The organism is Endozoicomonas sp. SCSIO W0465 (genome assembly GCF_023716865.1).
In the GTDB taxonomy this organism is placed as follows: Bacteria; Pseudomonadota; Gammaproteobacteria; order Pseudomonadales; family Endozoicomonadaceae; genus Endozoicomonas.
Genome location: NZ_CP092417.1, coordinates 2,140,119 through 2,162,818, shown reverse-complemented (window position 1 = coordinate 2,162,818; position 22,700 = coordinate 2,140,119). Strand labels below are relative to the sequence as shown.

Here is a 22,700-nt window from a genome sequence, read left to right as displayed (position 1 = left end):
AGCTACTTATTGATTAAATCAGCGGTAACTGTTCAGCACCCCCACATAAATCTGGAATTTTCTGATTTTTATACCATCCTCTTAAGCACCATTTTTCCACAATATTCGCCAGCATGATTCCAGAACTACCCGCAACTATGTCGGCTGAGATTCTCTTGAAAGAGAATGCAGAGCTGCGGATGAGAGTTGCCTGTCTGGAAGAGCGATGTCGAGAATTGGAAGAAAAGGTTGGCAAGAACAGTCAAAACAGCAGCAAGCCGCCATCGTCTGATGGTTATCAAAAACCTTGTAAAAACAGTAATTCTCCAGATCATTCTGACGACCTTTCCGCAGATAAAGGTACCGATCCATCGGATGAAAAACCCAATCCTAAAAGTCTGAGACAGTCTTCTGGTAATAAAGCCGGTGGAAAGAAAGGGCATCAGGGCACTTGTCTTAAACAGGTCGATATCCCTGACTATATTGAGTACCTTCCGGTTAAAGAATGCAATAAATGTCAGGCGTCTCTTCTTGATAGTGAGCCGGTCAAATATATTGAACGACAGGTGTTTGAACCAGGGAGACCGGGTGAATTTGAAGTAACGGCCCATAGAGCTGAAGTAAAAATCTGCACTTGTGGTTGTCGGAATCAGGCTGAATTCCCGGAAGGTGTTACCGCTGCCGCACAATATGGCTCAGCCACACAGGCTATGGCCGTCTATCTTAACCAATACCATTTCCTGCCTTTTAAGCGCGTGTCAGAGTATTTTAATACTCTCTATAAAATGAGTGTAAGTGCAGGCACTGTCGCCAATTTTGTGGCCAGAACCTATGAAAATCTGGCTTCTACTGAAGAGGTTATTCGTGACGCCTTGCGGGAATCGTCTGTTGCCGGAGCCGATGAAACGGGTATGCGGGCCGAGGGCTCTTTGCACTGGCTACACGTTATGCGGGATGAACAATGGACGCTCTACTACTTGTCTGAAAAGCGAGGTCGTGAGGCCATGGACACGATGGGCATACTGCTAACATTTGCAGGCGTTCTGGTTCATGATCATTGGAAATCCTATTTTGCATATGCGGCAACTCACGTACTTTGCAATGCCCATCACCTGAGGGAGCTTTTGGGTGTTGTTGATAGGGACAGCAATCAACTGGCGTTGCGATTGATGAAGCTACTGAGGCTTTCCTGGCATTACTGCAAGGGCTTTAAGACCATAGGTATGCTACAGATGCCAAGTGTTGTCTGTGAACGAATCGAGAAGATTTATGACCGGTTGCTTCAGCGGGCTCTAATGAAAGAAGTCGTCTATATGGAGAAGCAACGAGAGGAGCTTAAGCGCAAGAAAGTCAAGAATACTAAAGCTTACAATCTCTTCAAACGACTCACTGAGTTCAAGGCTGAGACACTGCGCTTCATGTCAGATTTTACCATTCCCTTCGATAACAATGGCAGTGAGCGGGATGTTCGAATGGCCAAGTTAAAGCAGAAAATCTCAGGCTGCTTCAGGAGTGCAGACGGTGGTTCTATGTTTGCACGGATTCGCAGCTATTTGTCGTCTGCCAGAAAACAGGGAATGGACATATATCAATCACTTCATAGAGCTGTTCGGAATTACTGTAATATGCCTTTGCTCAGTGCTGAATAGTTACAATCAGCGAATGTATTTCCACCGGGAAGCATAACAGACAAAAAGCGGATGGCTGAAATGTCAGGCTGTGACTATTCTTGAGCCTTTCCCGATGGGATGGGTAGTGATGCGATTTCAACATAAAGTAGTGATAGTCAGTGGTGGCACTTCGGGGATTGGTTTGGCAACAGGTCAAAGGCTTTCCGGGGAAGGAGCCAGAGTGTATAACCTCGATATCGTTGACTCGGAAGCCGTAGGTTCCAGGTTTATTCACTGTGATGTGTCCAGTTTTGACCAGGTTCAGAATGCTGTCCAAAGTATCACTGCCGCTGAAGGGAAAATCGATGCTCTCTTTGCCAATGCCGGTATTCATAAGGTTGGAACGATTGAAGACACGACGGTTGAAGAGATGCAGAGAGTCATCGGTGTTAATTGTTTCGGTATTTTCTACCTCTTAAAAACAGTGCTTCCCGTGATGAGAAAACAGCAATGTGGATCAGTTCTGCTCATGGGGTCTGACCAATCGTTTGTTGGCAAAGGTAGCAGTGCGGTCTATGGCATGAGTAAAGGCGCCGTTGCTCAGCTGGCAAAAAGCACAGCTATTGATTACGCACCCTTTAACATCCGGGTGAACTGTATCTGCCCGGGAACCTGTGAAACCGGTATTCTGAAAAATGCGGTTGGCGAATTAAACCAGCTGAGTGGTGTCAGTGAGACAGAAACGCTTAACCGGTTGAAAACGGCCCAACCAATGAAACGAATTGCCAAACCCGCCGAAATTGCCAGTCTGGCCTGTTACCTGTTGTCTTCTGAAAACAGCTTTATGACCGGTGCGCTGGTGCCGGTTGATGGCGGCTATACCTGTCAGTAGGGTCTTTTGATCGGGCACTGACCCGATCAGGTATCCCGGTAGAAAACGTGAACTGCATTGCCTCCTGATCCCTTGCTACAGCGGGTGGATATAATAAGATAAAAGGAATGGGGTGAATCGTTATCCAATGGATAAACAGGAGCAAACTTGATTGTTAACTTACTCGATAAACTACTGTTTGGCGGCTTAATGTTGATCGCAATGCAGGTTCCTGTGGTGTCTGACCACTATGTGCAATACCTGAGTGGCTACTACGAAGCGACAAGACACCAGGTTGAAGGTTTCCGCAACACGGCAGCCAGGCATGGATACCCTGATGAATTCGGGATGATTAATGATCTGTTACAGAATCCTAATGCCTTGATAAAAGACGATGCCCGACAAAAGCAGCAGACATTGCAGGACTATAAAGAACTGACCCAATCACTGGCTACTTTAATTAACGGCAACTACTTTGAGCGGGCCTGGTTTATCAGTTCACCCAAACAGTGGAGAACGCTGGAAAAAGTACTGGAAAACTTTAAGCCGGGCATTCCACTGTCAATAAATGATCTGGTTTACAGTGTGCTGACTGCACTGCTACTGAGTACTTTGTTGACCCTGCCTTTGAAAATGAGGGCATTCAGCAGCGCCAGAGCCTGAGTCAGACTACCTCTCAGCATGGCTTTATGGACATCATTACGGGCCAATGCTGCAGGCCTGCGTTCTGCACCAATATCACGTTACTGCAACATCATCAATAACGGATCCTTTGCCTGGTTCGAGAGCACAGACAGCAAAAGTCGGGAAAACTTCGTAAGTTTACTCCACCACCCATGGACCTCGATAAATGATTTTTGGTAACTATTCAGCACTGAGCAAAGGCATATTACAGTAATTCCGAACAGCTCTATGAAGTGATTGATATATGTCCATTCCCTGTTTTCTGGCAGACGACAAATAGCTGCGAATCCGTGCAAACATAGAACCACCGTCTGCACTCCTGAAGCAGCCTGAGATTTTCTGCTTTAACTTGGCCATTCGAACATCCCGCTCACTGCCATTGTTATCGAAGGGAATGGTAAAATCTGACATGAAGCGCAGTGTCTCAGCCTTGAACTCAGTGAGTCGTTTGAAGAGATTGTAAGCTTTAGTATTCTTGACTTTCTTGCGCTTAAGCTCCTCTCGTTGCTTCTCCATATAGACGACTTCTTTCATTAGAGCCCGCTGAAGCAACCGGTCATAAATCTTCTCGATTCGTTCACAGACAACACTTGGCATCTGTAGCATACCTATGGTCTTAAAGCCCTTGCAGTAATGCCAGGAAAGCCTCAGTAGCTTCATCAATCGCAACGCCAGTTGATTGCTGTCCCTATCAACAACACCCAAAAGCTCCCTCAGGTGATGGGCATTGCAAAGTACGTGAGTTGCCGCATATGCAAAATAGGATTTCCAATGATCATGAACCAGAACGCCTGCAAATGTTAGCAGTATGCCCATCGTGTCCATGGCCTCACGACCTCGCTTTTCAGACAAGTAGTAGAGCGTCCATTGTTCATCCCGCATAACGTGTAGCCAGTGCAAAGAGCCCTCGGCCCGCATACCCGTTTCATCGGCTCCGGCAACAGACGATTCCCGCAAGGCGTCACGAATAACCTCTTCAGTAGAAGCCAGATTTTCATAGGTTCTGGCCACAAAATTGGCGACAGTGCCTGCACTTACACTCATTTTATAGAGAGTATTAAAATACTCTGACACGCGCTTAAAAGGCAGGAAATGGTATTGGTTAAGATAGACGGCCATAGCCTGTGTGGCTGAGCCATATTGTGCGGCAGCGGTAACACCTTCCGGGAATTCAGCCTGATTCCGACAACCACAAGTGCAGATTTTTACTTCAGCTCTATGGGCCGTTACTTCAAATTCACCCGGTCTCCCTGGTTCAAACACCTGTCGTTCAATATATTTGACCGGCTCACTATCAAGAAGAGACGCCTGACATTTATTGCATTCTTTAACCGGAAGGTACTCAATATAGTCAGGGATATCGACCTGTTTAAGACAAGTGCCCTGATGCCCTTTCTTTCCACCGGCTTTATTACCAGAAGACTGTCTCAGACTTTTAGGATTGGGTTTTTCATCCGATGGATCGGTACCTTTATCTGCGGAAAGGTCGTCAGAATGATCTGGAGAATTACTGTTTTTACAAGGTTTTTGATAACCATCAGACGATGGCGGCTTGCTGCTGTTTTGACTGTTCTTGCCAACCTTTTCTTCCAATTCTCGACATCGCTCTTCCAGACAGGCAACTCTCATCCGCAGCTCTGCATTCTCTTTCAAGAGAATCTCAGCCGACATAGTTGCGGGTAGTTCTGGAATCATGCTGGCGAATATTGTGGAAAAATGGTGCTTAAGAGGATGGTATAAAAATCAGAAAATTCCAGATTTATGTGGGGGTGCTGAACAGTTACGATTTTTGATAAGAGTCAGAGTATTTCATCTATTGAAAGTGAATCCCAAAAGTTTTCATCGATAACAAAATTCTCTGATGAAAGGAGTTCATCAATATATTCTGGTAGTTCCAGATTCTTGAGACCTATAGATTCTATAATTCGTGAAACAAAATTCTCGTTCGGAAAGCCTTTACCATGACAGATGGAAGAAATGGATCTCAGCAGTTGCCGGTCAAGCTGGCCATCCTTCTGGAGGCTCGGTAGCTTCAGCAGCGTATCCACGTCCCCGGCTTTGGGAAAGCCCCGGCTACTCATCATGGAAGAAATGGAGCTCAGCAGTTGCCGGTCAAGCTGGCCATCCTTCTGGAGGTCTGGTAGCTTCAGCAGCGTGTTTATATCCCCGGTTTTGGGAAAGCCCCGGCTTATCATCATGGAAGAAATGCAGCTCAGCAGTTGCCGGTCAAGCTGGCCATTCTTGTGGAGGCTCGGTAGCTTCAGCAGCGTGTCCACATCCCCGGCTTTGGGAAAGCCCCGGCTACTCATCATGGAAGAAATGGAACTCAGCAGTTGCCGGTCAAGCTGGCCATCCTTCCGGAGGCTCGGTAGCTTCAGCAGCATGTCCAGCAGCATGTCCACTTCCCCGGCTTTGGGAAAGCCCCGGCTACTCATCATGGAAGAAATGGAGTTCAACAATTGCCGGTCAAGCTGGCCATCCCTCCGGAGGCTCGGTAGCTTAAGCAGCGTGTCAACGTCCCCGGCTTTGGGAAAGCCCCGGCTACTCATCATGGAAGAAATGGAGCTCAGCAGTTGCCGGTCAAGCTGGCCATCCTTTTGGAGGCTCGGTAGCTTCAGAAGCGTGTCCACGTCCGCGGCTTTGGGAAAGCCTTTACCATTACAGATAGAAGAAATGGAACTCAGCAGTTGCCGGTCAAGCTGGCCATCCTTCTGGAGGCTCGGTAGCTTCAGCAGCGTGTCCACTTCCCCGGCTTTGGGAAAGCCTTTACCATGACAGATGGAAGAAATGGAGCTCAGCAGTTGCCGGTCAAGCCGGCCATCCTTCTGGAGGCTCGGTAGCTTCAGCAGCGTGTCCACGTCCCCGGCTTTGGGAAAGCCTTTACCATTACAGATGGAAGAAATGGAGCTCAGCAGTTGACGGTCAAGTTGGCCATCCTTCTGGAGGCTCGGTAGCTTCAGCAGCGTGTCCACGTCCCCGGCTTTGGGAAAGCCTTTACCATTACAGATAGAAGAAATGGAACTCAGCAGTTGCCGGTCAAGCTGGCCCTCCTTCTGGAGGCTCGGTAGCTTCAACAGCGTGTCCACGTCCCCGGCTTTGGGAAAGCCTTTACCATTACAGATAGAAGAAATGGAACTCAGCAGTTGCCGGTCAAGCTGGCCATCCTTCTGGAGGCTCGGTAGCTTCAGCAGCGAGTCCACGTCCCCGGCTTCGGGACAGCCTTTACCATGACAGATGGAAGAAATGGAGCTCAGCAGTTGCTGGTCAGGCTGGCCATTATTCTGGAGGCTCGGTAGCTTCAGCAGCGTGTCCACGTCCCCGGCTTTGGGAAAGCCCCGGCTACTCATCATGGAAGAAATGGAGCTCAGCAGTTGCCGGTCAAGCTGGCCATCCTTCTGGAGGCTCGGTAGCTTCAGCAGCGTGTCCACGTCCCCGGCTTTGGGAAAGCCCCGGCTACTCATCATGGAAGAAATGGAACTCAGCAGTTGCCGGTCAAGCTGGCCATTCTTCTGGAGGCTCGGTAGCTTCAGCAGCGTGTCCACGTCCCCGGCTTTGGGAAAGCCTTTACCATTACAGATGGAAGAAATGGGCTAAGTTACCGTTAATGGTTGGAAGCACCAATGTTCAGTAATTCTGCTGATCAACCGGCCAACAGTTAATTTTTTTGCTGCCGTCAGTTCTCGCCTCCAGGCCAGATAATGGGGAAGGTAACGAGTTGCAACCCCTTGGAATACGCCACCAATCCAGCGTTTTAAATGACTGTGATAAGAATTTACAGTCTGGATGTGGTAGATGCCTTCAACAACATGTTGACCTGCTGATGTCACCAGCTCCTTGAAGACAAATCCAAGCTTGTCAGCAAGTTTTTCGTGAGCGAGGTGTGCATCCGCACAGACCGTGGCCTGTATCGATATGCGGCCATTTAAATGCCTGCACAATTCATTAGCACTTTCGTTTTCTAATACACCGTCAACGGTATTTCGATTACGGTCCCGAGCCACCATTACCGGGACTTTTCGGGCTTTGTTGGGATCATTACCCCGCTTTCGGGTTGGCCGTGGAAGGCCTTCTCTTTGCCCTTTGAAGGATTCACGGAAAAATGTTTCATCAAGCTCAGTAATGCCACAAAGCTCTTCTGCTTGATCATTATTAATCACTTCAAGAAAGCGGTGACGCCAGCGGAACGCAGTTTTCAAGTCAATGGCATTCTCAGCAGCAGCTGGTCGCAAGACCATAGAGTGAGTCATACCTGCGAGGTACTTGTTCCATTTTTCAGGGTGCCTGAGCCTTGCCAAAGGCGTTCCACTAAAGGCGTTAAACGTTGAGTCGCAAGTCTTGCAGTGGTAGCGCTGTCGGCCATTTCGTATGCCCCAGCGACCAACGCTATGGCTTTTGCATTTGGGGCACCTGGGGTTTTCGGCGAATTGGGCAAGTATGCTCTTTTCTACGTCAGGTGTTGCATTATCGTTATTGGGTATAGATTCACTGTAAACAGGTTCAGAGTCAGTGGTTTCTACTACCTCGGTAACCTCTATTTGAGTACTAAGGAGCGAGTTGTTAAGAATGTCTCGCTGTTCACTGGTTAATGTTGAAATGGAATCAATAAAATTCTGGAAGAGTTCAGATTGCATATCACTCCCCTACAACGTAGATTTTATGGGAGTTTAGCTGATTCAACCATTAACGGTAACTTAGCCGAAGAAATGGATGTAATAAATGGATAACATGCTATTGCTTGTACATCAGGGTTTTCAATAATCAAAAAGTCGTTAATGTTTTTCTTTGTTCTTGAGCTACCTTCACCCTTCAAGAGCATGCTGGTAATCGTACCCGTGTTTTTAACTGTGCTTTCCACACTACTAAAATAAATGCCAAGCTTGGATATCAGTTGGACTTTCGACTCATTCGGGCAAGAATTAACCAGCTTATCCAGCGTTGGTTTGACGGTGATTTTGCGTTCCTGGCAAAGGCCCTTTAATTGATCTAGAGTCGCTATCAATGAATCTTGTTGATACTCATTTTCACGATCCGGTCGTTTTCTTTTTAATTTTTCATCCTGTACTGCATCTTCAATGTGAGAAACATTTCTCTTTAAAGATACTTTGTAACTGTTCAGCACCCCCACATAAATCTGGAATTTTCTGATTTTTATACCATCCTCTTAAGCACCATTTTTCCACAATATTCGCCAGCATGATTCCAGAACTACCCGCAACTATGTCGGCTGAGATTCTCTTGAAAGAGAATGCAGAGCTGCGGATGAGAGTTGCCTGTCTGGAAGAGCGATGTCGAGAATTGGAAGAAAAGGTTGGCAAGAACAGTCAAAACAGCAGCAAGCCGCCATCGTCTGATGGTTATCAAAAACCTTGTAAAAACAGTAATTCTCCAGATCATTCTGACGACCTTTCCGCAGATAAAGGTACCGATCCATCGGATGAAAAACCCAATCCTAAAAGTCTGAGACAGTCTTCTGGTAATAAAGCCGGTGGAAAGAAAGGGCATCAGGGCACTTGTCTTAAACAGGTCGATATCCCTGACTATATTGAGTACCTTCCGGTTAAAGAATGCAATAAATGTCAGGCGTCTCTTCTTGATAGTGAGCCGGTCAAATATATTGAACGACAGGTGTTTGAACCAGGGAGACCGGGTGAATTTGAAGTAACGGCCCATAGAGCTGAAGTAAAAATCTGCACTTGTGGTTGTCGGAATCAGGCTGAATTCCCGGAAGGTGTTACCGCTGCCGCACAATATGGCTCAGCCACACAGGCTATGGCCGTCTATCTTAACCAATACCATTTCCTGCCTTTTAAGCGCGTGTCAGAGTATTTTAATACTCTCTATAAAATGAGTGTAAGTGCAGGCACTGTCGCCAATTTTGTGGCCAGAACCTATGAAAATCTGGCTTCTACTGAAGAGGTTATTCGTGACGCCTTGCGGGAATCGTCTGTTGCCGGAGCCGATGAAACGGGTATGCGGGCCGAGGGCTCTTTGCACTGGCTACACGTTATGCGGGATGAACAATGGACGCTCTACTACTTGTCTGAAAAGCGAGGTCGTGAGGCCATGGACACGATGGGCATACTGCTAACATTTGCAGGCGTTCTGGTTCATGATCATTGGAAATCCTATTTTGCATATGCGGCAACTCACGTACTTTGCAATGCCCATCACCTGAGGGAGCTTTTGGGTGTTGTTGATAGGGACAGCAATCAACTGGCGTTGCGATTGATGAAGCTACTGAGGCTTTCCTGGCATTACTGCAAGGGCTTTAAGACCATAGGTATGCTACAGATGCCAAGTGTTGTCTGTGAACGAATCGAGAAGATTTATGACCGGTTGCTTCAGCGGGCTCTAATGAAAGAAGTCGTCTATATGGAGAAGCAACGAGAGGAGCTTAAGCGCAAGAAAGTCAAGAATACTAAAGCTTACAATCTCTTCAAACGACTCACTGAGTTCAAGGCTGAGACACTGCGCTTCATGTCAGATTTTACCATTCCCTTCGATAACAATGGCAGTGAGCGGGATGTTCGAATGGCCAAGTTAAAGCAGAAAATCTCAGGCTGCTTCAGGAGTGCAGACGGTGGTTCTATGTTTGCACGGATTCGCAGCTATTTGTCGTCTGCCAGAAAACAGGGAATGGACATATATCAATCACTTCATAGAGCTGTTCGGAATTACTGTAATATGCCTTTGCTCAGTGCTGAATAGTTACGATACTTTTTCTTTAGGGGGCTCATAATTATCGATGGTTGGAAGGCTGTTCCCAATGGGTTCTTGTCTTGATACGTGCCGACCTGAATAGAAAGAGCTTGACGGTATTGATGGTGTTGTGTGATCACTACCAGAAGGTAATCCTGTGGAATTCGCACTCCCCGTCGCCAGACTTGATTCATTATAGAGTGGGATCATTATTTATAAACTTTATTTATTAAACCGTGCCAGCTCAGACACAGGAAACAGCCTTTTAGTTCATTAATTATCGAATTACCGTCACAACTCAGGCTATGACGGCAGCGATGGTCAGATTTTATCCGGTGTTTTTACCAGTAAGTTCTCAAAAAACGCTGGAAGCAGGATAACTTCGGTCAGTCGTATATCCTCTCAGCATGGCTTTTTCAGAACACCAGCAGCTACAACCTGAAGATCTACTGAGATTCATCACTCAGCAGCAAGAGCAGATCATTCAGCTCAAAGAACAGGTAGAATTGCTTGAAGCCGAGATTCGTCGTCTAAAAAAACTGCCAACAAAGCCTGACATCAAACCGAGCACCAAACCTCCCGATGGGACCAGTTCAGACACCTTGCTAAAGCAGGAGGTTAAAAAACCCAACGAGAAACCAGAAAGCGGCGAAAACAGCCCCGAAAGTCATTGGCGGAAAAATCCATACCCATTGCTGCCACCGGTGTTCCGCAGGGATCAGTCAGGAATGGAACCTCGGAATCTCTATTTCCAGTGGGAAATTCAGCCAGCTTCTTACGAAAGGATACAAGCAGTTCCATACTGAAAAAGATGAGCTGTTGACTACAGGTATTCGCTGTTCAGGTTATATCCAGACAGATGATTTTTGATAAGAGTCAGAGTATTTCATCTATTGAAAGGGAATCCCAAAAGTTTTCATCGAAATCAAAATTCTCTGATGAAAGGAATTCATCAATATATTCTGGTAGTTCCAGATTCTTGAGACCTATAGATTCTATAATTCGTGAAACTAATTTCTCGTTCGGAAAGCCTTTACCATGACAGATGGAAGAAATGGAGCTCAGCAGTTGCCGGTCAAGCCGACCATCCTTCTGGAGGCTCGGTAGCTTCAGCAGCGTATCCACGTCCCCGGCTTTGGGAAAGCCCCGGCTACTCATCATGGAAGAAATGGAGCTCAACAGTTTCCGGTCAAGCTGGCCATCCTTCTGGAGGCTCGGTAGCTTCAGCAGCGTATCCACGTCCCCGGCTTTGGGAAAGCCCCGGCTTTTCATCATGGAAGAAATGGAGCTCAGCAGTTGCCGGTCAAGCTGGCCATCCTTCTGGAGGCCCGGTAGCTTCAGCAGCGTGTTCACGTCCCCGGCTTTGGGAAGGCCCTGGCTACTCATCATGGAAGAAATGGAGCTCAGCAGTTGCCGATCAAGCTGGCCATCCTTCTGGAGGCTCGGTAGCTTCAGCAGCGTGTCCACGTCCCCGGCTTTGGGAAAGCCTTTACCATTACAGATGGAAGAAATGGAGCTCAGCAGTTGCCGATCAAGCTGGCCATCCTTCTGGAGGCTCGGTAGCTTCAGCAGCGTGTCCACGTCCCCAGCCTTGGGAAAGCCTTTACCATTACAGATGGAAGAAATGGAGCTCAGCAGTTGCCGGTCAAGCTGGCCATCCTTCTGGAGGCTCGGTAGCTTCAGCAGCGTGTTCACGTCTCCGGCTTTGGGAAAGCCTTTACCATGACAGATGGAAGAAATGGATCTCAGTAGTAGCCGGTCAAGCTGGCCATCCTTCTGGAGGCTCGTTAGCTTCAGCAGCGTGTCCACGTCCCCGGCTTTGGGAAAGCCTTTACCATGACAGACGGAGGAAATTAACCTTAGCAGTTGCCGGTCAAGCTGGCCATTCTTCTGGAGGCTCGGTAGCTTCAGCAGCGTGTCCACGTCCCCGACTTTGGGAAAGCCCCGGCTACTCATCATGGAAGAAATGGAGCTCAGCAGTTTCCGGTCAAGCTGGCCATCCTTCTGGAGGATCGGTAGCTTCAGCAGCGTGTCCACGTCCCCGGCTTTGGGAAAGCCTTTTCCATTACAGATGGAAGAAATGGAGCTCAGCAGCTGCCGGTCAAGCTGGCCATCCTTCTGGAGGAGGCCCGGTAACTTCAGTAGCGTGTCCACGTCCCCGGCTTTGGGAAAGCCTTTACTATTACAGATGGAAGAAATAGAGCTCAGCAGTTGCCGGTCAAGCTGGCCATCCTTCTGGAGGCTCGGTAGCTTCAGCAGCCTGTCCACGTCCCCGGCTTTGGGAAAGCCTTTTCCATTACAGATGGAAGAAATGGAGCTCAGCAGTTGCCGGTCAAGCTGGCCATCCTTCTGGAGGCTCGGTAGCTTCAGCAGCGTGTCCACGTCCCCGGCTTTGGGAAAGCCTTTACCATTACAGATGGAAGAAATGGAGCTCAGCAGTTGACGGTCAAGTTGGCCATCCTTCTGGAGACTCGGTAGCTTCAGCAGCGCGTCCACGTCCGCGGCTTTGGGAAAGCCTTTACCATTACAGATGGAAGAAATGGATGTAATAAATGGATAACATGCTGTTGCTTGTACATCAGGGTCTTCAATATTAAGGAACTCGTTAATGTTTTTCTTTGTTATAGAGCTTCCTTCGCCCTTCAAGAGCATGCTGGTAATCGTACCCGTGTTTTTAACGGTTCTTTCCACACTACTAAAATAAATGCCAAGCTTGGATACCAGTTGGACTTTCGACTCATTCGGACAAGAATTAACCAGCTTATCTAACGTTGGTTTGACGGTGATTTTGCGTTCCTGGCAAAGGCCCTTTAATTGATCTAGAGTCGCTATCAGTGAATCTTGTTGATACTCATTTTCACGATCCAGTCGTTTTCTTTTTAATTTTTCATCCTGTACTGCATCTTCAATGTGAGAAACATTTCTCTTTAAAGATACTTTTTCTTTAGGGGGCTCATAATTATCGATGGTTGGGAGGCTGTTCCCAATGGGTTCTTGTCTTGATACGTGCCGACCTGAATAGAAAGAGCTTGACGGTATTGATGGTGTTGTGTGATCACTACCAGAAGGTAATCCTGTGGAATTCGCACTCCCCGTCGCCAGACTTGATTCATTATAGAGTGGGATCATTATTTATAAACTTTATTTATTAAACCGTGCCAGCTCAGACACAGGAAACAGCCTTTTAGTTCATTAATTATCGAATTACCGTCACAACTCAGGCTATGACGGCAGCGATGGTCAGATTTTATCCGGTGTTTTTACCAGTAAGTTCTCAAAAAACGCTGGAAGCAGGATAACTTCGGTCAGTCGTCTATCCTCTCAGCATGGCTTTTTCAGAACACCAGCAGCTACAACCTGAAGATCTATGAAGATTCATCACTCAGCAGCAAGAGCCGATCACTCAGCTTAAAGAACAGGTAGAATTGCTTGAAGCCGAGATTCGTCATCTAAAAAAACTGCCAGCAAAGCCTGACATCAAACCGAGCACCAAACCTCCCGATGATGACACCGGCAGCTCTGATGGAGATCTATCCGCTCCTGAGGGTAACGATGGGGCCAGTTCAGACACCTTGCTAAAGCAGTAGGTTAAAAAACCCAACGAGAAACCAGAAAGCGGCGAAAACAGCCTCGAAAGTCATCGGCGGAAAAATCCATACCCATTGCTGCCACCGATGTTCCGCAGGGATCAACTACAGGTATTCGCTGTTCAAGTTATATCCAGACAGATGATTTTTGATAAGAGTCAGAGTATTTCATCTATTGAAAGTGAATCCCAAAAGTTTTCATCGAAATCAAAATTCTCTGATGAAAGGAGTTCATCAATATATTCTGGTAGTTCCAGATTCTTGAGACCTATAGATTCTATAATTTGTGAAACTAAATTCTCGTTCGGAAAGCCTTTACCATTACAGATGGAAGAAATGGATCTCAGCAGTTGCCGGTCAAGCTGGCCATCCTTCTGGAGACTTGGTAGCTTCAGCAGCGTGTCCACGTCCCCGGCTTTGGGAAAGCCTTTACCATGACAGATGGAAGAAATGCAGCTCAGCAGTTGCCGGTCAAGCTGGCCATCCTTCTGGAGGCTCGGTAGCTTCAGCAGCGTATCCACGTCCCCGGCTTTGGGAAAGCCCCGGCTTTTCATCATGGAAGAAATGCAGCTCAGCAGTTGCCGGTCAAACTGGCCATTCTTCTGAAGGCTCGGTAGCTTCAGCAGCGTGTCCACGTCCCCGGCTTTGGGAAAGCCCCGGCTACTCATCATGGAAGAAATGGAGCTCAGCAGTTGCCGGTCAAGCTGGCCATCCTTCTGGAGGCTTGGTAGCTTCAGCAGCGTGTCCACGTCCCCAGCTTTGGGAAAGCCTTTACCATTACAGATGGAAGAAATGGAGCTCAGCAGATGCCGGTCAAGCTGGCCATCCTTCTGGAGGCTTGGTAGCTTCAGCAGCGTGTCCACGTCCTCGGCTTTGGGAAAGCCTTTACCATTACAGATGGAAGAAATAGAGCTCAGCAGTTGCCGGTCAAGCTGGCCATCCTTCTGGAGGCCAGGTAACCTCAGCAGCATGTCCACATCCCCGGCTTTGGGAATGCCTTTACCATTACAGATAGAAGAAATGGAACTCAGCAGTTGCCGGTCAAGCTGGCCATCCTTCTGGAGGCTCGGTAGCTTCAGCAGCGTTTCCACGTCCCCGGCTTTGGGAAAGCCCCGGCTTTTCATCATGGAAGAAATGGAGCTCAGCAGTTGCCGGTCCAGCTGGTCATCCTTCTGGAGGCTCGGTAGCTTCAGCAGCGTGTCCACGTCCCCGGCTTTGGGAAAGCCTTTACCATTACAGATGGAAGAAATGGAACTCAGCAGTTGCCGGTCAAGCTGGCCATCCTTTTGGAGGCTCGGTAGCTTCAGCAGCGTGTCCACGTCCCCGGCTTTGGGAAAGCCCCGGCCACTCATCATGGAAGAAATGGAGCTCAGCAGTTGCCGGTCAAGCTGGCCATCCTTCTGGAGGCTCGGTAGCTTTAGCAGCATGTCCAAGTCCCCGGCTTTGGGAAAGCCTTTACCATTACAGATGGAAGAAATGGATGTAATAAATGGATAACATGCTATTGTTTGTACATCACGGTCTTCAATACTCAGAAACTCGTTAATGTTTTTCTTTGTTCTTGGGCTTCCTTCGCACTTCAAGAGCATGCTGGTAATCGTGCCCGTGTTTTTAACTGTTCTTTCCACACTACTAAAATAGATGCCAAGCTTGGATACCAGTTGGACTTTCGACTCATTCGGGCAAGAATTAACCAGCTTGTCCAGCGTTGGTTTGACGGTGATTTTGCGTTCCTGGCAAAGGCTCTTTAATTGATCTAAAGTCGTTATCAATGAATCTTGTTGATACTCATTTTCACAATCCGGTCGTTTTCTTTTTAATTTTTCATCCTGTACTGCATCTTCAATGTGAGAAACATTTCTCTTTAAAGATACTTTTTCTTTAGGGGGCTCATAATTATCGATGGTTGGGAGGCTGTTCCCAATGGGTTCTTGTCTTGATACGTGCCGACCTGAATAGAAAGAGCTTGACGGTATTGATGGTGTTGTGTGATCACTACCAGAAGGTAATCCTGTGGAATTCGCACTCCCCGTCGCCAGACTTGATTCATTATAGAGTGGGATCATTATTTATAAACTTTATTTATTAAACCGTGCCAGCTCAGACACAGGAAACAGCCTTTTAGTTCATTAATTATCGAATTACCGTCACAACTCAGGCTATGACGGCAGCGATGGTCAGATTTTATCCGGTGTTTTTACCAGTAAGTTCTCAAAAAACGCTGGAAGCAGGATAACTTCGGTCAGTCGTCTATCCTCTCAGCATGGCTTTTTCAGAACACCAGCAGCTACAACCTGAAGATCTATGAAGATTCATCACTCAGCAGCAAGAGCCGATCACTCAGCTTAAAGAACAGGTAGAATTGCTTGAAGCCGAGATTCGTCATCTAAAAAAACTGCCAGCAAAGCCTGACATCAAACCGAGCACCAAACCTCCCGATGATGACACCGGCAGCTCTGATGGAGATCTATCCGCTCCTGAGGGTAACGATGGGGCCAGTTCAGACACCTTGCTAAAGCAGTAGGTTAAAAAACCCAACGAGAAACCAGAAAGCGGCGAAAACAGCCTCGAAAGTCATCGGCGGAAAAATCCATACCCATTGCTGCCACCGATGTTCCGCAGGGATCAACTACAGGTATTCGCTGTTCAAGTTATATCCAGACAGATGATTTTTGATAAGAGTCAGAGTATTTCATCTATTGAAAGTGAATCCCAAAAGTTTTCATCGAAATCAAAATTCTCTGATGAAAGGAGTTCATCAATATATTCTGGTAGTTCCAGATTCTTGAGACCTATAGATTCTATAATTTGTGAAACTAAATTCTCGTTCGGAAAGCCTTTACCATTACAGATGGAAGAAATGGATCTCAGCAGTTGCCGGTCAAGCTGGCCATCCTTCTGGAGACTTGGTAGCTTCAGCAGCGTGTCCACGTCCCCGGCTTTGGGAAAGCCTTTACCATGACAGATGGAAGAAATGCAGCTCAGCAGTTGCCGGTCAAGCTGGCCATCCTTCTGAAGGCTCGGTAGCTTCAGCAGCGTGTCCACGTCCCCGGCCTTGGGAAAGCCCCGGCTACGCATCATGGAAGAAATGCAGCTCAGCAGTTGCCGGTCAAACTGGCCATTCTTCTGAAGGCTCGGTAGCTTCAGCAGCGTGTCCACGTCCCCGGCTTTGGGAAAGCCCCGGCTACTCATCATGGAAGAAATGGAGCTCAGCAGTTGCCGGTCAAGCTGGCCATCCTTCTGGAGGCTTGGTAGCTTCAGCAGCGTGTCCACGTCCCCAGCTTTGGGAAAGCCTTTACCATTACAGATGGAAGAAATGGAGCTCAGCAGATGCCGGTCAAGCTGGCCATCCTTCTGGAGGCTTGGTAGCTTCAGCAGCGTGTCCACGTCCCCGGCTTTGGGAAAGCCCCGGCGACCCATCATGGAAGAAATGGAGCCCAGCAGTTGCCGGTCAAGCTGGCCATCCTTCTGGAGGCTCGGTAGCTTCAGCAGCGTGTCAACGTCCCCGGCTTTGGGAAAGCCCCGGCGACCCATCATGGAAGAAATGGAGCCCAGCAGTTGCCGGTCAAACTGGCCATCCTTCTGGAGGCTCGGTAGCTTCAGCAGCGTGTCCACGTCCCCGGCTTTGGGAAAGCCTTTACCATTACAGATGGAAGAAATGGAGCTCAGCAGTTGCCGGTCAGGCTGGCCATCCTTCTGGAGGCTCGGTAGCTTCAGCAGCGTGTCCAAGTCCCCGGCGTTGGGAAAGCCTTTACCATTACAGATGGAAGAAATGGAGCTCAGCAGTTGCCGGTCAAGCTGGCCATTCTTCTGGAGGCTCGGTAGCTTCAGCAGCGTATCCACGTCCCCGGCTTTGGGAAAGCCCCGGCTTTTCATCATGGAAGAAATGGCGCTCAGCAGTTGCCGGTCAAGCTGGCCATCCTTCTGGAGGCTTGGTAGCTTCAGCAGCGTGTCCACGTCCCCGACTTTGGGAAAACCTTTACCATTACAGATGGAAGAAATGGAGCTCAGCAGTTGCCGGTCAAGCTGGCCATCCTTCTGGAGGCTCGGTAACTTCAGCAGCGTGTCCACATCCTCGGCTTTGGGAAAGCCTTTACCATGACAGATGGAAGAAATGGAGCTCAGCAGTTGCCGGTCAAGCTGGCCATCCTTCTGGAGGCTCGGTAGCTTCAGCAGCCTGTCCAAGTCTCCGGCTTTGGGAAAGCCTTTACCATTACAGATGGAAGAAATGGATTTAATAAATGGATAGGGTGAAAGTCTCATATTGATGAGTACTAACGTTCAATATCACCCTTCCCTGATGAAAATGGAATCACATTATCACTGACCATATTTACCTTGGCCCGGTACGTTACCGACAGCAGCATCCAGCCACAGTCGAACCAACCACTTTGAATTAGTGACCTGAGTGTCAGAATGCCTTGCCCCCCGGGACACCGCCAACGCATTCCCGAACACTTCATTCGCTGTGTAACCAGCGTTTTACAGGACGCCTCAATGACCCCTGAGCCTATGGGCAGGTTGCGCGACAGGTGTTCTGCATAATTCATCCGTAACCGGTTTTTTCTGAAGTACTTTAACTCTGTCTTTAATTTCGATCGGCGGGGATGCTTGCTATGCTGGTAAGCCAGTGCCTTGATTATTTTTTCAACCCCACCCGGCTCCTCCTTCAGGATATGTCGGTAGGTGCTGAATTTCTCTTTGGACTTCGCGCTATTTTCACCGTAAGCCAGGTCAAATGCCTTCTTCAGGTGTTCTGCCGCATGGTAATAATCAACAATTTCTTCTCCCTCCGGTAGCTCTTTGGTGAAGTATGTCCAATTGTCCCGGGCTCCATCTGCCACTTTGACCAGAGTCAGATTTGGCTTTTGCTGAAGCACCTTATCCAGAAGGTTTGAAAGGGATTTTTTCAATGTCGCTTTCTTGCTTTCAGGCATTCGTCCCATCCTGATCGTAGAGAGGCGATCTCCCTGGTCATCGTAAAACGACAGTGTTCCACAACTGGCCTCCTGACAACCTGCTGGCCCTCGGGTACGTTTGCCATCAGCAACACTCTTTTCACGTTTCTCCTGACGCTTGCCGTCTTTCATTGGTAGCATCACACCGTCAAGGGAAGCAGCTACCGTCACCGCGTCAGGCGGTACTGTGAGATTCTCCGCGAGAAGGGTCTCGAAAGGGTCAAGGTGCTGCTCCCATTGTTCGTTGAGTTTTTTGGGAAGACGTGCCAGAGAGCTGGTTGAGGGTGACATATTCCCCATTAGATCGAGTAAGCTTTTTACGTCCGCGGGCGGCAACTGGGCAACCATCCATGCTGCTTGCTTCGCAGCCTTTGGTAACCAGTAGCCTTCTACAACGCCAGCCTTGAGCTCTAAAGGGACAATGCACTTATCCCCGGCATTGCGGTAGAGGCTGCGCAATACCCGGACAGGTCCTGCTGCTGACTGGTAGGTTTGATAGCTGCGTAATGCCTGGTGATACACGACCCCATTCACTTCGACAGAGGCTTTATTGATGTCTAATTTTTGCAGTTCTTCTGCCAGTATTTCTCGCTCCGCCTGAATAAAGAGGGAGTGAATCTCGTTTTCATGATCCTCAAAATGCTGGATTGGATTATTGGACTGACGAAGGAGGGTCAGTTTTTGCTGCAGTTGGTCAATAGCAGGACAGGAATCATTGGCGACTTTGGTTAGTGGCTGACATACTTCCATCGGAGCGGCCTCTCACAGTTGACTCTTTGTTTGCTGTTAGAATCATAGCTGTGTTTGGCTGCTCTCCATTCAGTTTGAAAAATTTGGTGTTACGTCTGTTTGCTGTAGCTCAAGGCCTGTGGGTGTGATCAATATGAGACTTTCACCCAATGGATAACATGCTATTGCTTGTACATCACGGTCTTCAATACTTAGAAAGTCGTCAATGTTTTTCTTTGTTCTTGTGATTCCTTTGTCCTTCAAGAGCATGCTGGTAATCGTACACGTGTTTTTAACTGTGCTTTCCACACTACTAAAATAAAGACCAAGCTTGGATATCAGTTGGACTTTCGACTCTTTCGGGCAAGAATTAACCAGCTTATCCAGCGTTGGTTTGACGGTGATTTTGCGTTCCTGGCAAAGGCCCTTTAATTGATCTAAAGTCGCTACCAATGAATCTTGTTGGTATTCATTTTCACGATCTGGTCGTATTCTTTTTAATTTTGGCTCTTTTCGAATTCCGAACTGCTGAACTATCCTTGGTGGATATAATTAGCCATCGCCAGCATTGACCATGAATATAGGCCGAATCTCAGATATCATCAGTAATGACACCTGCTTTGAGATGATCCGTGAGAACCGCTGGCCAGATGGCACTGTTCTCTGTCCGCACTGTGATTCTGAGAATGTCAAAAAGAATGGACACGACAATGTGCAGGTAGAGTGCCAGCACTATTACTGTAAGTCCTGTAAGCGCTACTTCGATGACCTGACAAATACGGTTTTCGCAGGACACCACCGACCACTCAAAGTCTGGATTGCCTGTCTCTATTTAATGGGGCTGAACGTCTCCAACAGCCAGATAGCTCAGGAACTTGATCTGTGTGTCAGTGATGCACACCATATGACCACAGTCTTACGAAATGGTGTTGTTGACCGAAAGCCTGAAGTGATTCTTGATGGCGAAGTTGAATTCGACGAGGTCTACATTGTAGCTGGTCACAAGGGACACCCTGAAGCATTAAAAAAATCTGGATCGTCCACCGAGAAAAAGAAGGCTTAAAGGCGCTCCGGGCCGTGGGACTCTTGAAAAAGACAAACCGCCGGTATTGGGAATGATTCAAAGGGGAGGTCAGGTCATTATCAACATGCTGTCGAACGTTAAGAAGGCGACAATCGAACCATTTATCAAGAAACACGTAGCCCCACAGAGCCAGATTTATACCGATGAATACAACATCTATGATGACCTTGAAAGCTGGGGCTTCAGACATAAAACGGTCTGTCACGGCAAAGGTGAGTATGCTCGTGATGATGACAAAGACGGTATTTACGAGGTGCATGTTAATACTATGGAGGGGTTTTGGTCACTTCTACGCTCGTGGCTAAGGCCTCACAGGGGAATATCCCAAGAGGCTTTACCCCTTTACCTTGGCTTTTTTGAGTTTTTGCATAATATTGGCCGAAGAGGCAAAAGTCTTCTTCAGCCCTTAGTCAACTTGCTGGTTACATAGCAGTCTGGAATTGGAAAAGAGCCTTAATTTTTTATCCTGTACTGCATCTTCAATGTGAGAAACATTTCTCTTTAAAGATACTTTTTCTTTAGGGGGCTCATAATTATCGATGGTTGGGAGGCTGTTCCCAATGGATTCCTGTCTTGATACGTGCCGACCTGAATAGAAAGAGCTTGATGGTGTTGTGTGATCACTACCAGAAGGTAACCCTGTGGAATTCGCACTCCCCTTCGCCAGACTTGATTCATTATAGAGTGGGTGCATATTCTGGTAACTCTTGAACACTCATTCTGGTAACACTTGAACACCCATTCTGGTAACACTTGAACACCTATTCTGGTTTCTTTTGAACACTTTTTGATGATTTCCAGAATCACCGTTCAAGCTTCCAGAAACGCTGTTCAACAGACCATAAACCGGTCTAATACAGCTAACAAATATCTTCTTATGCATTGATTTTCCATAACTTTGGCCGTTCTTATCTGTACCAAGAGAGGGAACCGGCCATGACAGAAAACAGGATTACCATGCGTAAGCTACTAGAAATACTCCGGATGCGGTTTGGCAGCCAACTCAGCTTCCGACAAATTTCCCGCAGTGTACGGGTCAGTGTGGGGACGGTATCCAACTACGTTAAGGCCTTTCAGGAATCGGAATTAAGCTGGCCCCTGGCAGAGGATATATCTGAGCCTGAGCTTATTCAGGCGCTGTTTCCCGATGCCTCGATAGCCAATCGAAAAGGGTTGATTGATCCTGACTGGGCTGAGGTGCATCAGGAACTGAAGCGCAAGGAAGTGACCAAACAACGACTCTGGGAAGAATACTGTCAGGCCCACCCCCTCAATGCCTACAGCTATGCCCAGTACTGTCACCGTTACAATCAGTGGCGTGGTTGTCAAAAGCGATCTATGCGACAGCTGCACAATGCAGGTGAAAAGTTATTTGTTGATTATGCCGGGCCAACCATGCCAATCATCAACCCGGACACCGGCGAAATTGCCCACAATGCCCAGATATTTGTGGCAGTGCTGGGAGCGTCCAACTATACCTACGCTGAAGCGACTCTGTCACAAAAAACAGAGGACTGGCTGGGGTCTCATGAACGGGCCTTTGAGTTCTTTGGTGGGGTGCCAGAAATTGTTGTGCCAGACAACCCAAAGTGCGCAGTTATCAAAGCCTGTCGGTACGAGCCGGATCTCAACCCATCATACCAGCACCTGGCTTGTCACTACCAGGTGGCAGTCATTCCGGCACGCCCCTACAAACCCAAAGACAAGGCCAAAGCAGAAGTCGGTGTACAGGTAGTGGAGCGGTGGATACTGGCCAGGCTTCGTCATGAAATGTTCTTTACCCTGGCAGAGCTGAACCTGCGGATACGTGAGCTGTTAATCGAACTGAACCTGAAGCCCTTTAAGCAGTTGCCAGGAACGCGACGTAGTGCGTTTGAACAACTGGATGAACCAGCCCTCAAGCCACTGCCGAAGCAATCTTTTGTGTTCGCTGAGTTTATCAAGGCCCGGGTGAATGTGGATTATCATATTATCTGCAAGGGGCACGCCTACTCGGTTCCCCATCAGCTTGCCAGGCAGGAAGTAGAAGTACAGGCGACTGAGCACTGCGTCACGATCTACGCTAACGGTAAAGTGGTGGCCAGCCACGCTCGCAAGCACACACGTGGATTTACGACGTTAGCAGTTCATATGCCGGAACGACATCGTCACCATCAGGATTGGACGCCTGAGCGTTTACTTAACTGGGCTAACGACATTGGTCAGGAAGTCTATTGTTTTATTCAATCACTGCTGGATAGCAAGGAGCATCCTGAACAAGCCTATCGAGCTTCATTGGGGCTGCTAAACCTGCAGCGGGAATATGGAACTGAACGACTCAACAACGCCTGCGCCCATGCCAGGAACATCGGGGGTTATCGGTTAAAAAATGTCCGATCAATCCTCCAGTCAGGCAAAGACCTGATGCCATTGGAGCCACAGTTAAAACAAACGACAGGTCCCTTGCATGATGATCACGAAAATATTCGTGGCGCTATTTGCTATCAATAACCGGAGGCG

At 48.0% G+C, this 22,700-nt stretch carries 21 protein-coding genes; 11 read left to right on the top strand and 10 right to left on the bottom strand.

All coding sequences use genetic code 11. The annotated features are described in order from the left end of the window. Window positions 1-113 precede the first annotated feature (113 nt). From MJO57_RS09410 to MJO57_RS09400, 3 genes are all read left to right on the top strand, one after another. On the top strand, window positions 114-1,628 hold the full coding sequence (locus MJO57_RS09410; RefSeq protein ID WP_252017330.1) for an IS66 family transposase: 1,515 nt from the start codon (window positions 114-116) through the stop codon (window positions 1,626-1,628). A gap of 70 nt (window positions 1,629-1,698) precedes the next feature. Next, window positions 1,699-2,481 (top strand): SDR family NAD(P)-dependent oxidoreductase, encoded by a 783-nt coding sequence (locus MJO57_RS09405; protein ID WP_252024806.1) that lies wholly within the window; start codon window positions 1,699-1,701, stop codon window positions 2,479-2,481. Window positions 2,482-2,628: 147 nt separating this feature from the next. Further along, complete coding sequence (locus tag MJO57_RS09400) at window positions 2,629-3,123, top strand: DUF2937 family protein (protein ID WP_252024804.1); 495 nt, start codon at window positions 2,629-2,631, stop codon at window positions 3,121-3,123. A 201-nt stretch (window positions 3,124-3,324) separates the two neighbouring features. Here the strand turns inward: MJO57_RS09400 and MJO57_RS09395 are convergent, their stop codons facing one another. After that, the gene (locus MJO57_RS09395) at window positions 3,325-4,839 is read right to left on the bottom strand and encodes an IS66 family transposase (protein WP_252017330.1); all 1,515 of its coding nucleotides are present in this window, start codon (window positions 4,837-4,839) and stop codon (window positions 3,325-3,327) included. Here MJO57_RS09395 and MJO57_RS09390 point away from each other — a divergent pair. After that, the gene (locus tag MJO57_RS09390; RefSeq protein ID WP_252024802.1) at window positions 4,838-4,993 is read left to right on the top strand and encodes a hypothetical protein; all 156 of its coding nucleotides are present in this window, start codon (window positions 4,838-4,840) and stop codon (window positions 4,991-4,993) included. The genes MJO57_RS09395 and MJO57_RS09390 overlap by 2 nt on opposite strands. Here the strand turns inward: MJO57_RS09390 and MJO57_RS09385 are convergent. From MJO57_RS09385 to MJO57_RS32700, 4 genes are read right to left on the bottom strand one after another with little or no spacing between them, the layout of a single operon-like run. Beyond that, window positions 4,944-6,686 (bottom strand): hypothetical protein, encoded by a 1,743-nt coding sequence (locus MJO57_RS09385; protein WP_252024800.1) that lies wholly within the window; start codon window positions 6,684-6,686, stop codon window positions 4,944-4,946. The genes MJO57_RS09390 and MJO57_RS09385 overlap by 50 nt on opposite strands. 48 nt (window positions 6,687-6,734) lie before the next feature. Further along, window positions 6,735-7,775, bottom strand: a complete 1,041-nt coding sequence (locus MJO57_RS09380; RefSeq protein ID WP_252017335.1) for an IS1595 family transposase — start codon at window positions 7,773-7,775, stop codon at window positions 6,735-6,737. A gap of 23 nt (window positions 7,776-7,798) precedes the next feature. Then, window positions 7,799-8,263, bottom strand: coding sequence for a hypothetical protein (locus tag MJO57_RS09375; protein WP_252024798.1), 465 nt, complete (start codon window positions 8,261-8,263; stop codon window positions 7,799-7,801). Next, window positions 8,214-8,339, bottom strand: coding sequence for a hypothetical protein (locus tag MJO57_RS32700; RefSeq protein WP_256493261.1), 126 nt, complete (start codon window positions 8,337-8,339; stop codon window positions 8,214-8,216). The genes MJO57_RS09375 and MJO57_RS32700 overlap by 50 nt, the downstream gene beginning before the upstream one ends. Between MJO57_RS32700 and MJO57_RS09370 the strand changes: the two genes are divergently transcribed. Both MJO57_RS09370 and MJO57_RS09365 read left to right on the top strand, forming a co-directional pair. Further along, a complete protein-coding gene (locus MJO57_RS09370; RefSeq protein WP_252017330.1) occupies window positions 8,338-9,852 on the top strand; it encodes an IS66 family transposase in 1,515 nt (504 codons plus the stop codon). The genes MJO57_RS32700 and MJO57_RS09370 overlap by 2 nt on opposite strands. 398 nt (window positions 9,853-10,250) lie before the next feature. Further along, entirely contained in the window at window positions 10,251-10,649 is a 399-nt protein-coding gene (locus MJO57_RS09365; protein ID WP_252024796.1) for a hypothetical protein, read from the top strand. 70 nt (window positions 10,650-10,719) lie between these two features. Here MJO57_RS09365 and MJO57_RS09360 read toward each other — a convergent pair whose 3' ends face one another. Next, window positions 10,720-12,495, bottom strand: coding sequence for a hypothetical protein (locus MJO57_RS09360; RefSeq protein WP_252024794.1), 1,776 nt, complete (start codon window positions 12,493-12,495; stop codon window positions 10,720-10,722). Window positions 12,496-13,268: 773 nt separating this feature from the next. Here MJO57_RS09360 and MJO57_RS09355 point away from each other — a divergent pair. Continuing rightward, a complete protein-coding gene (locus tag MJO57_RS09355) occupies window positions 13,269-13,430 on the top strand; it encodes a hypothetical protein (RefSeq protein ID WP_252024790.1) in 162 nt (53 codons plus the stop codon). Between the two features lie 158 nt (window positions 13,431-13,588). Here the strand turns inward: MJO57_RS09355 and MJO57_RS09350 are convergent, their stop codons facing one another. Beyond that, a complete protein-coding gene (locus MJO57_RS09350) occupies window positions 13,589-15,202 on the bottom strand; it encodes a hypothetical protein (RefSeq protein ID WP_252024792.1) in 1,614 nt (537 codons plus the stop codon). A 590-nt stretch (window positions 15,203-15,792) separates the two neighbouring features. Here MJO57_RS09350 and MJO57_RS09345 point away from each other — a divergent pair. Then, window positions 15,793-15,954: a hypothetical protein gene (locus tag MJO57_RS09345; protein WP_252024790.1), complete on the top strand. Its 162-nt coding sequence runs from the start codon at window positions 15,793-15,795 to the stop codon at window positions 15,952-15,954. 158 nt (window positions 15,955-16,112) lie between these two features. Here MJO57_RS09345 and MJO57_RS09340 read toward each other — a convergent pair whose 3' ends face one another. The 3 genes from MJO57_RS09340 to MJO57_RS09330 form a co-directional block, all read right to left on the bottom strand. Then, a complete protein-coding gene (locus MJO57_RS09340) occupies window positions 16,113-17,693 on the bottom strand; it encodes a hypothetical protein (protein WP_252024788.1) in 1,581 nt (526 codons plus the stop codon). Between the two features lie 11 nt (window positions 17,694-17,704). Then, complete coding sequence (locus MJO57_RS09335) at window positions 17,705-19,138, bottom strand: hypothetical protein (RefSeq protein WP_252017872.1); 1,434 nt, start codon at window positions 19,136-19,138, stop codon at window positions 17,705-17,707. A 69-nt stretch (window positions 19,139-19,207) separates the two neighbouring features. Further along, on the bottom strand, window positions 19,208-19,570 hold the full coding sequence (locus MJO57_RS09330; RefSeq protein WP_252024786.1) for a hypothetical protein: 363 nt from the start codon (window positions 19,568-19,570) through the stop codon (window positions 19,208-19,210). A 121-nt stretch (window positions 19,571-19,691) separates the two neighbouring features. Between MJO57_RS09330 and MJO57_RS09325 the strand changes: the two genes are divergently transcribed. The 3 genes from MJO57_RS09325 (at window position 19,692) to istA (ending at window position 22,691) form a co-directional block, all read left to right on the top strand. Further along, window positions 19,692-20,180, top strand: coding sequence for a transposase (locus tag MJO57_RS09325; RefSeq protein WP_252018524.1), 489 nt, complete (start codon window positions 19,692-19,694; stop codon window positions 20,178-20,180). After that, the gene (locus MJO57_RS09320) at window positions 20,149-20,631 is read left to right on the top strand and encodes an IS1595 family transposase (RefSeq protein ID WP_252026893.1); all 483 of its coding nucleotides are present in this window, start codon (window positions 20,149-20,151) and stop codon (window positions 20,629-20,631) included. Before MJO57_RS09325 ends, MJO57_RS09320 begins: the two co-directional genes overlap by 32 nt. 506 nt (window positions 20,632-21,137) lie before the next feature. After that, window positions 21,138-22,691 carry an IS21 family transposase gene (gene istA, locus MJO57_RS09315; RefSeq protein ID WP_252017310.1) on the top strand — a complete coding sequence of 518 codons (1,554 nt, stop codon included), beginning with the start codon at window positions 21,138-21,140 and terminating at the stop codon, window positions 22,689-22,691. The last annotated feature ends 9 nt before the right edge of the window (window positions 22,692-22,700 follow it).

Coding starts and splice junctions, on each gene's coding strand:
- MJO57_RS09380 (WP_252017335.1), bottom strand. CDS start 7,775: ATGCAATCTGAACTCTTCCAGAATTTTATTGATTCCATTTCAACATTA.
- MJO57_RS09390 (WP_252024802.1), top strand. CDS start 4,838: ATGCTGGCGAATATTGTGGAAAAATGGTGCTTAAGAGGATGGTATAAA.
- istA (WP_252017310.1), top strand. CDS start 21,138: ATGACAGAAAACAGGATTACCATGCGTAAGCTACTAGAAATACTCCGG.
- MJO57_RS09410 (WP_252017330.1), top strand. CDS start 114: ATGATTCCAGAACTACCCGCAACTATGTCGGCTGAGATTCTCTTGAAA.
- MJO57_RS09340 (WP_252024788.1), bottom strand. CDS start 17,693: ATGAGACTTTCACCCTATCCATTTATTAAATCCATTTCTTCCATCTGT.
- MJO57_RS09325 (WP_252018524.1), top strand. CDS start 19,692: ATGAATATAGGCCGAATCTCAGATATCATCAGTAATGACACCTGCTTT.
- MJO57_RS09395 (WP_252017330.1), bottom strand. CDS start 4,839: ATGATTCCAGAACTACCCGCAACTATGTCGGCTGAGATTCTCTTGAAA.
- MJO57_RS09360 (WP_252024794.1), bottom strand. CDS start 12,495: ATGCTCTTGAAGGGCGAAGGAAGCTCTATAACAAAGAAAAACATTAAC.
- MJO57_RS09370 (WP_252017330.1), top strand. CDS start 8,338: ATGATTCCAGAACTACCCGCAACTATGTCGGCTGAGATTCTCTTGAAA.
- MJO57_RS32700 (WP_256493261.1), bottom strand. CDS start 8,339: ATGCTGGCGAATATTGTGGAAAAATGGTGCTTAAGAGGATGGTATAAA.
- MJO57_RS09365 (WP_252024796.1), top strand. CDS start 10,251: ATGGCTTTTTCAGAACACCAGCAGCTACAACCTGAAGATCTACTGAGA.
- MJO57_RS09335 (WP_252017872.1), bottom strand. CDS start 19,138: ATGGAAGTATGTCAGCCACTAACCAAAGTCGCCAATGATTCCTGTCCT.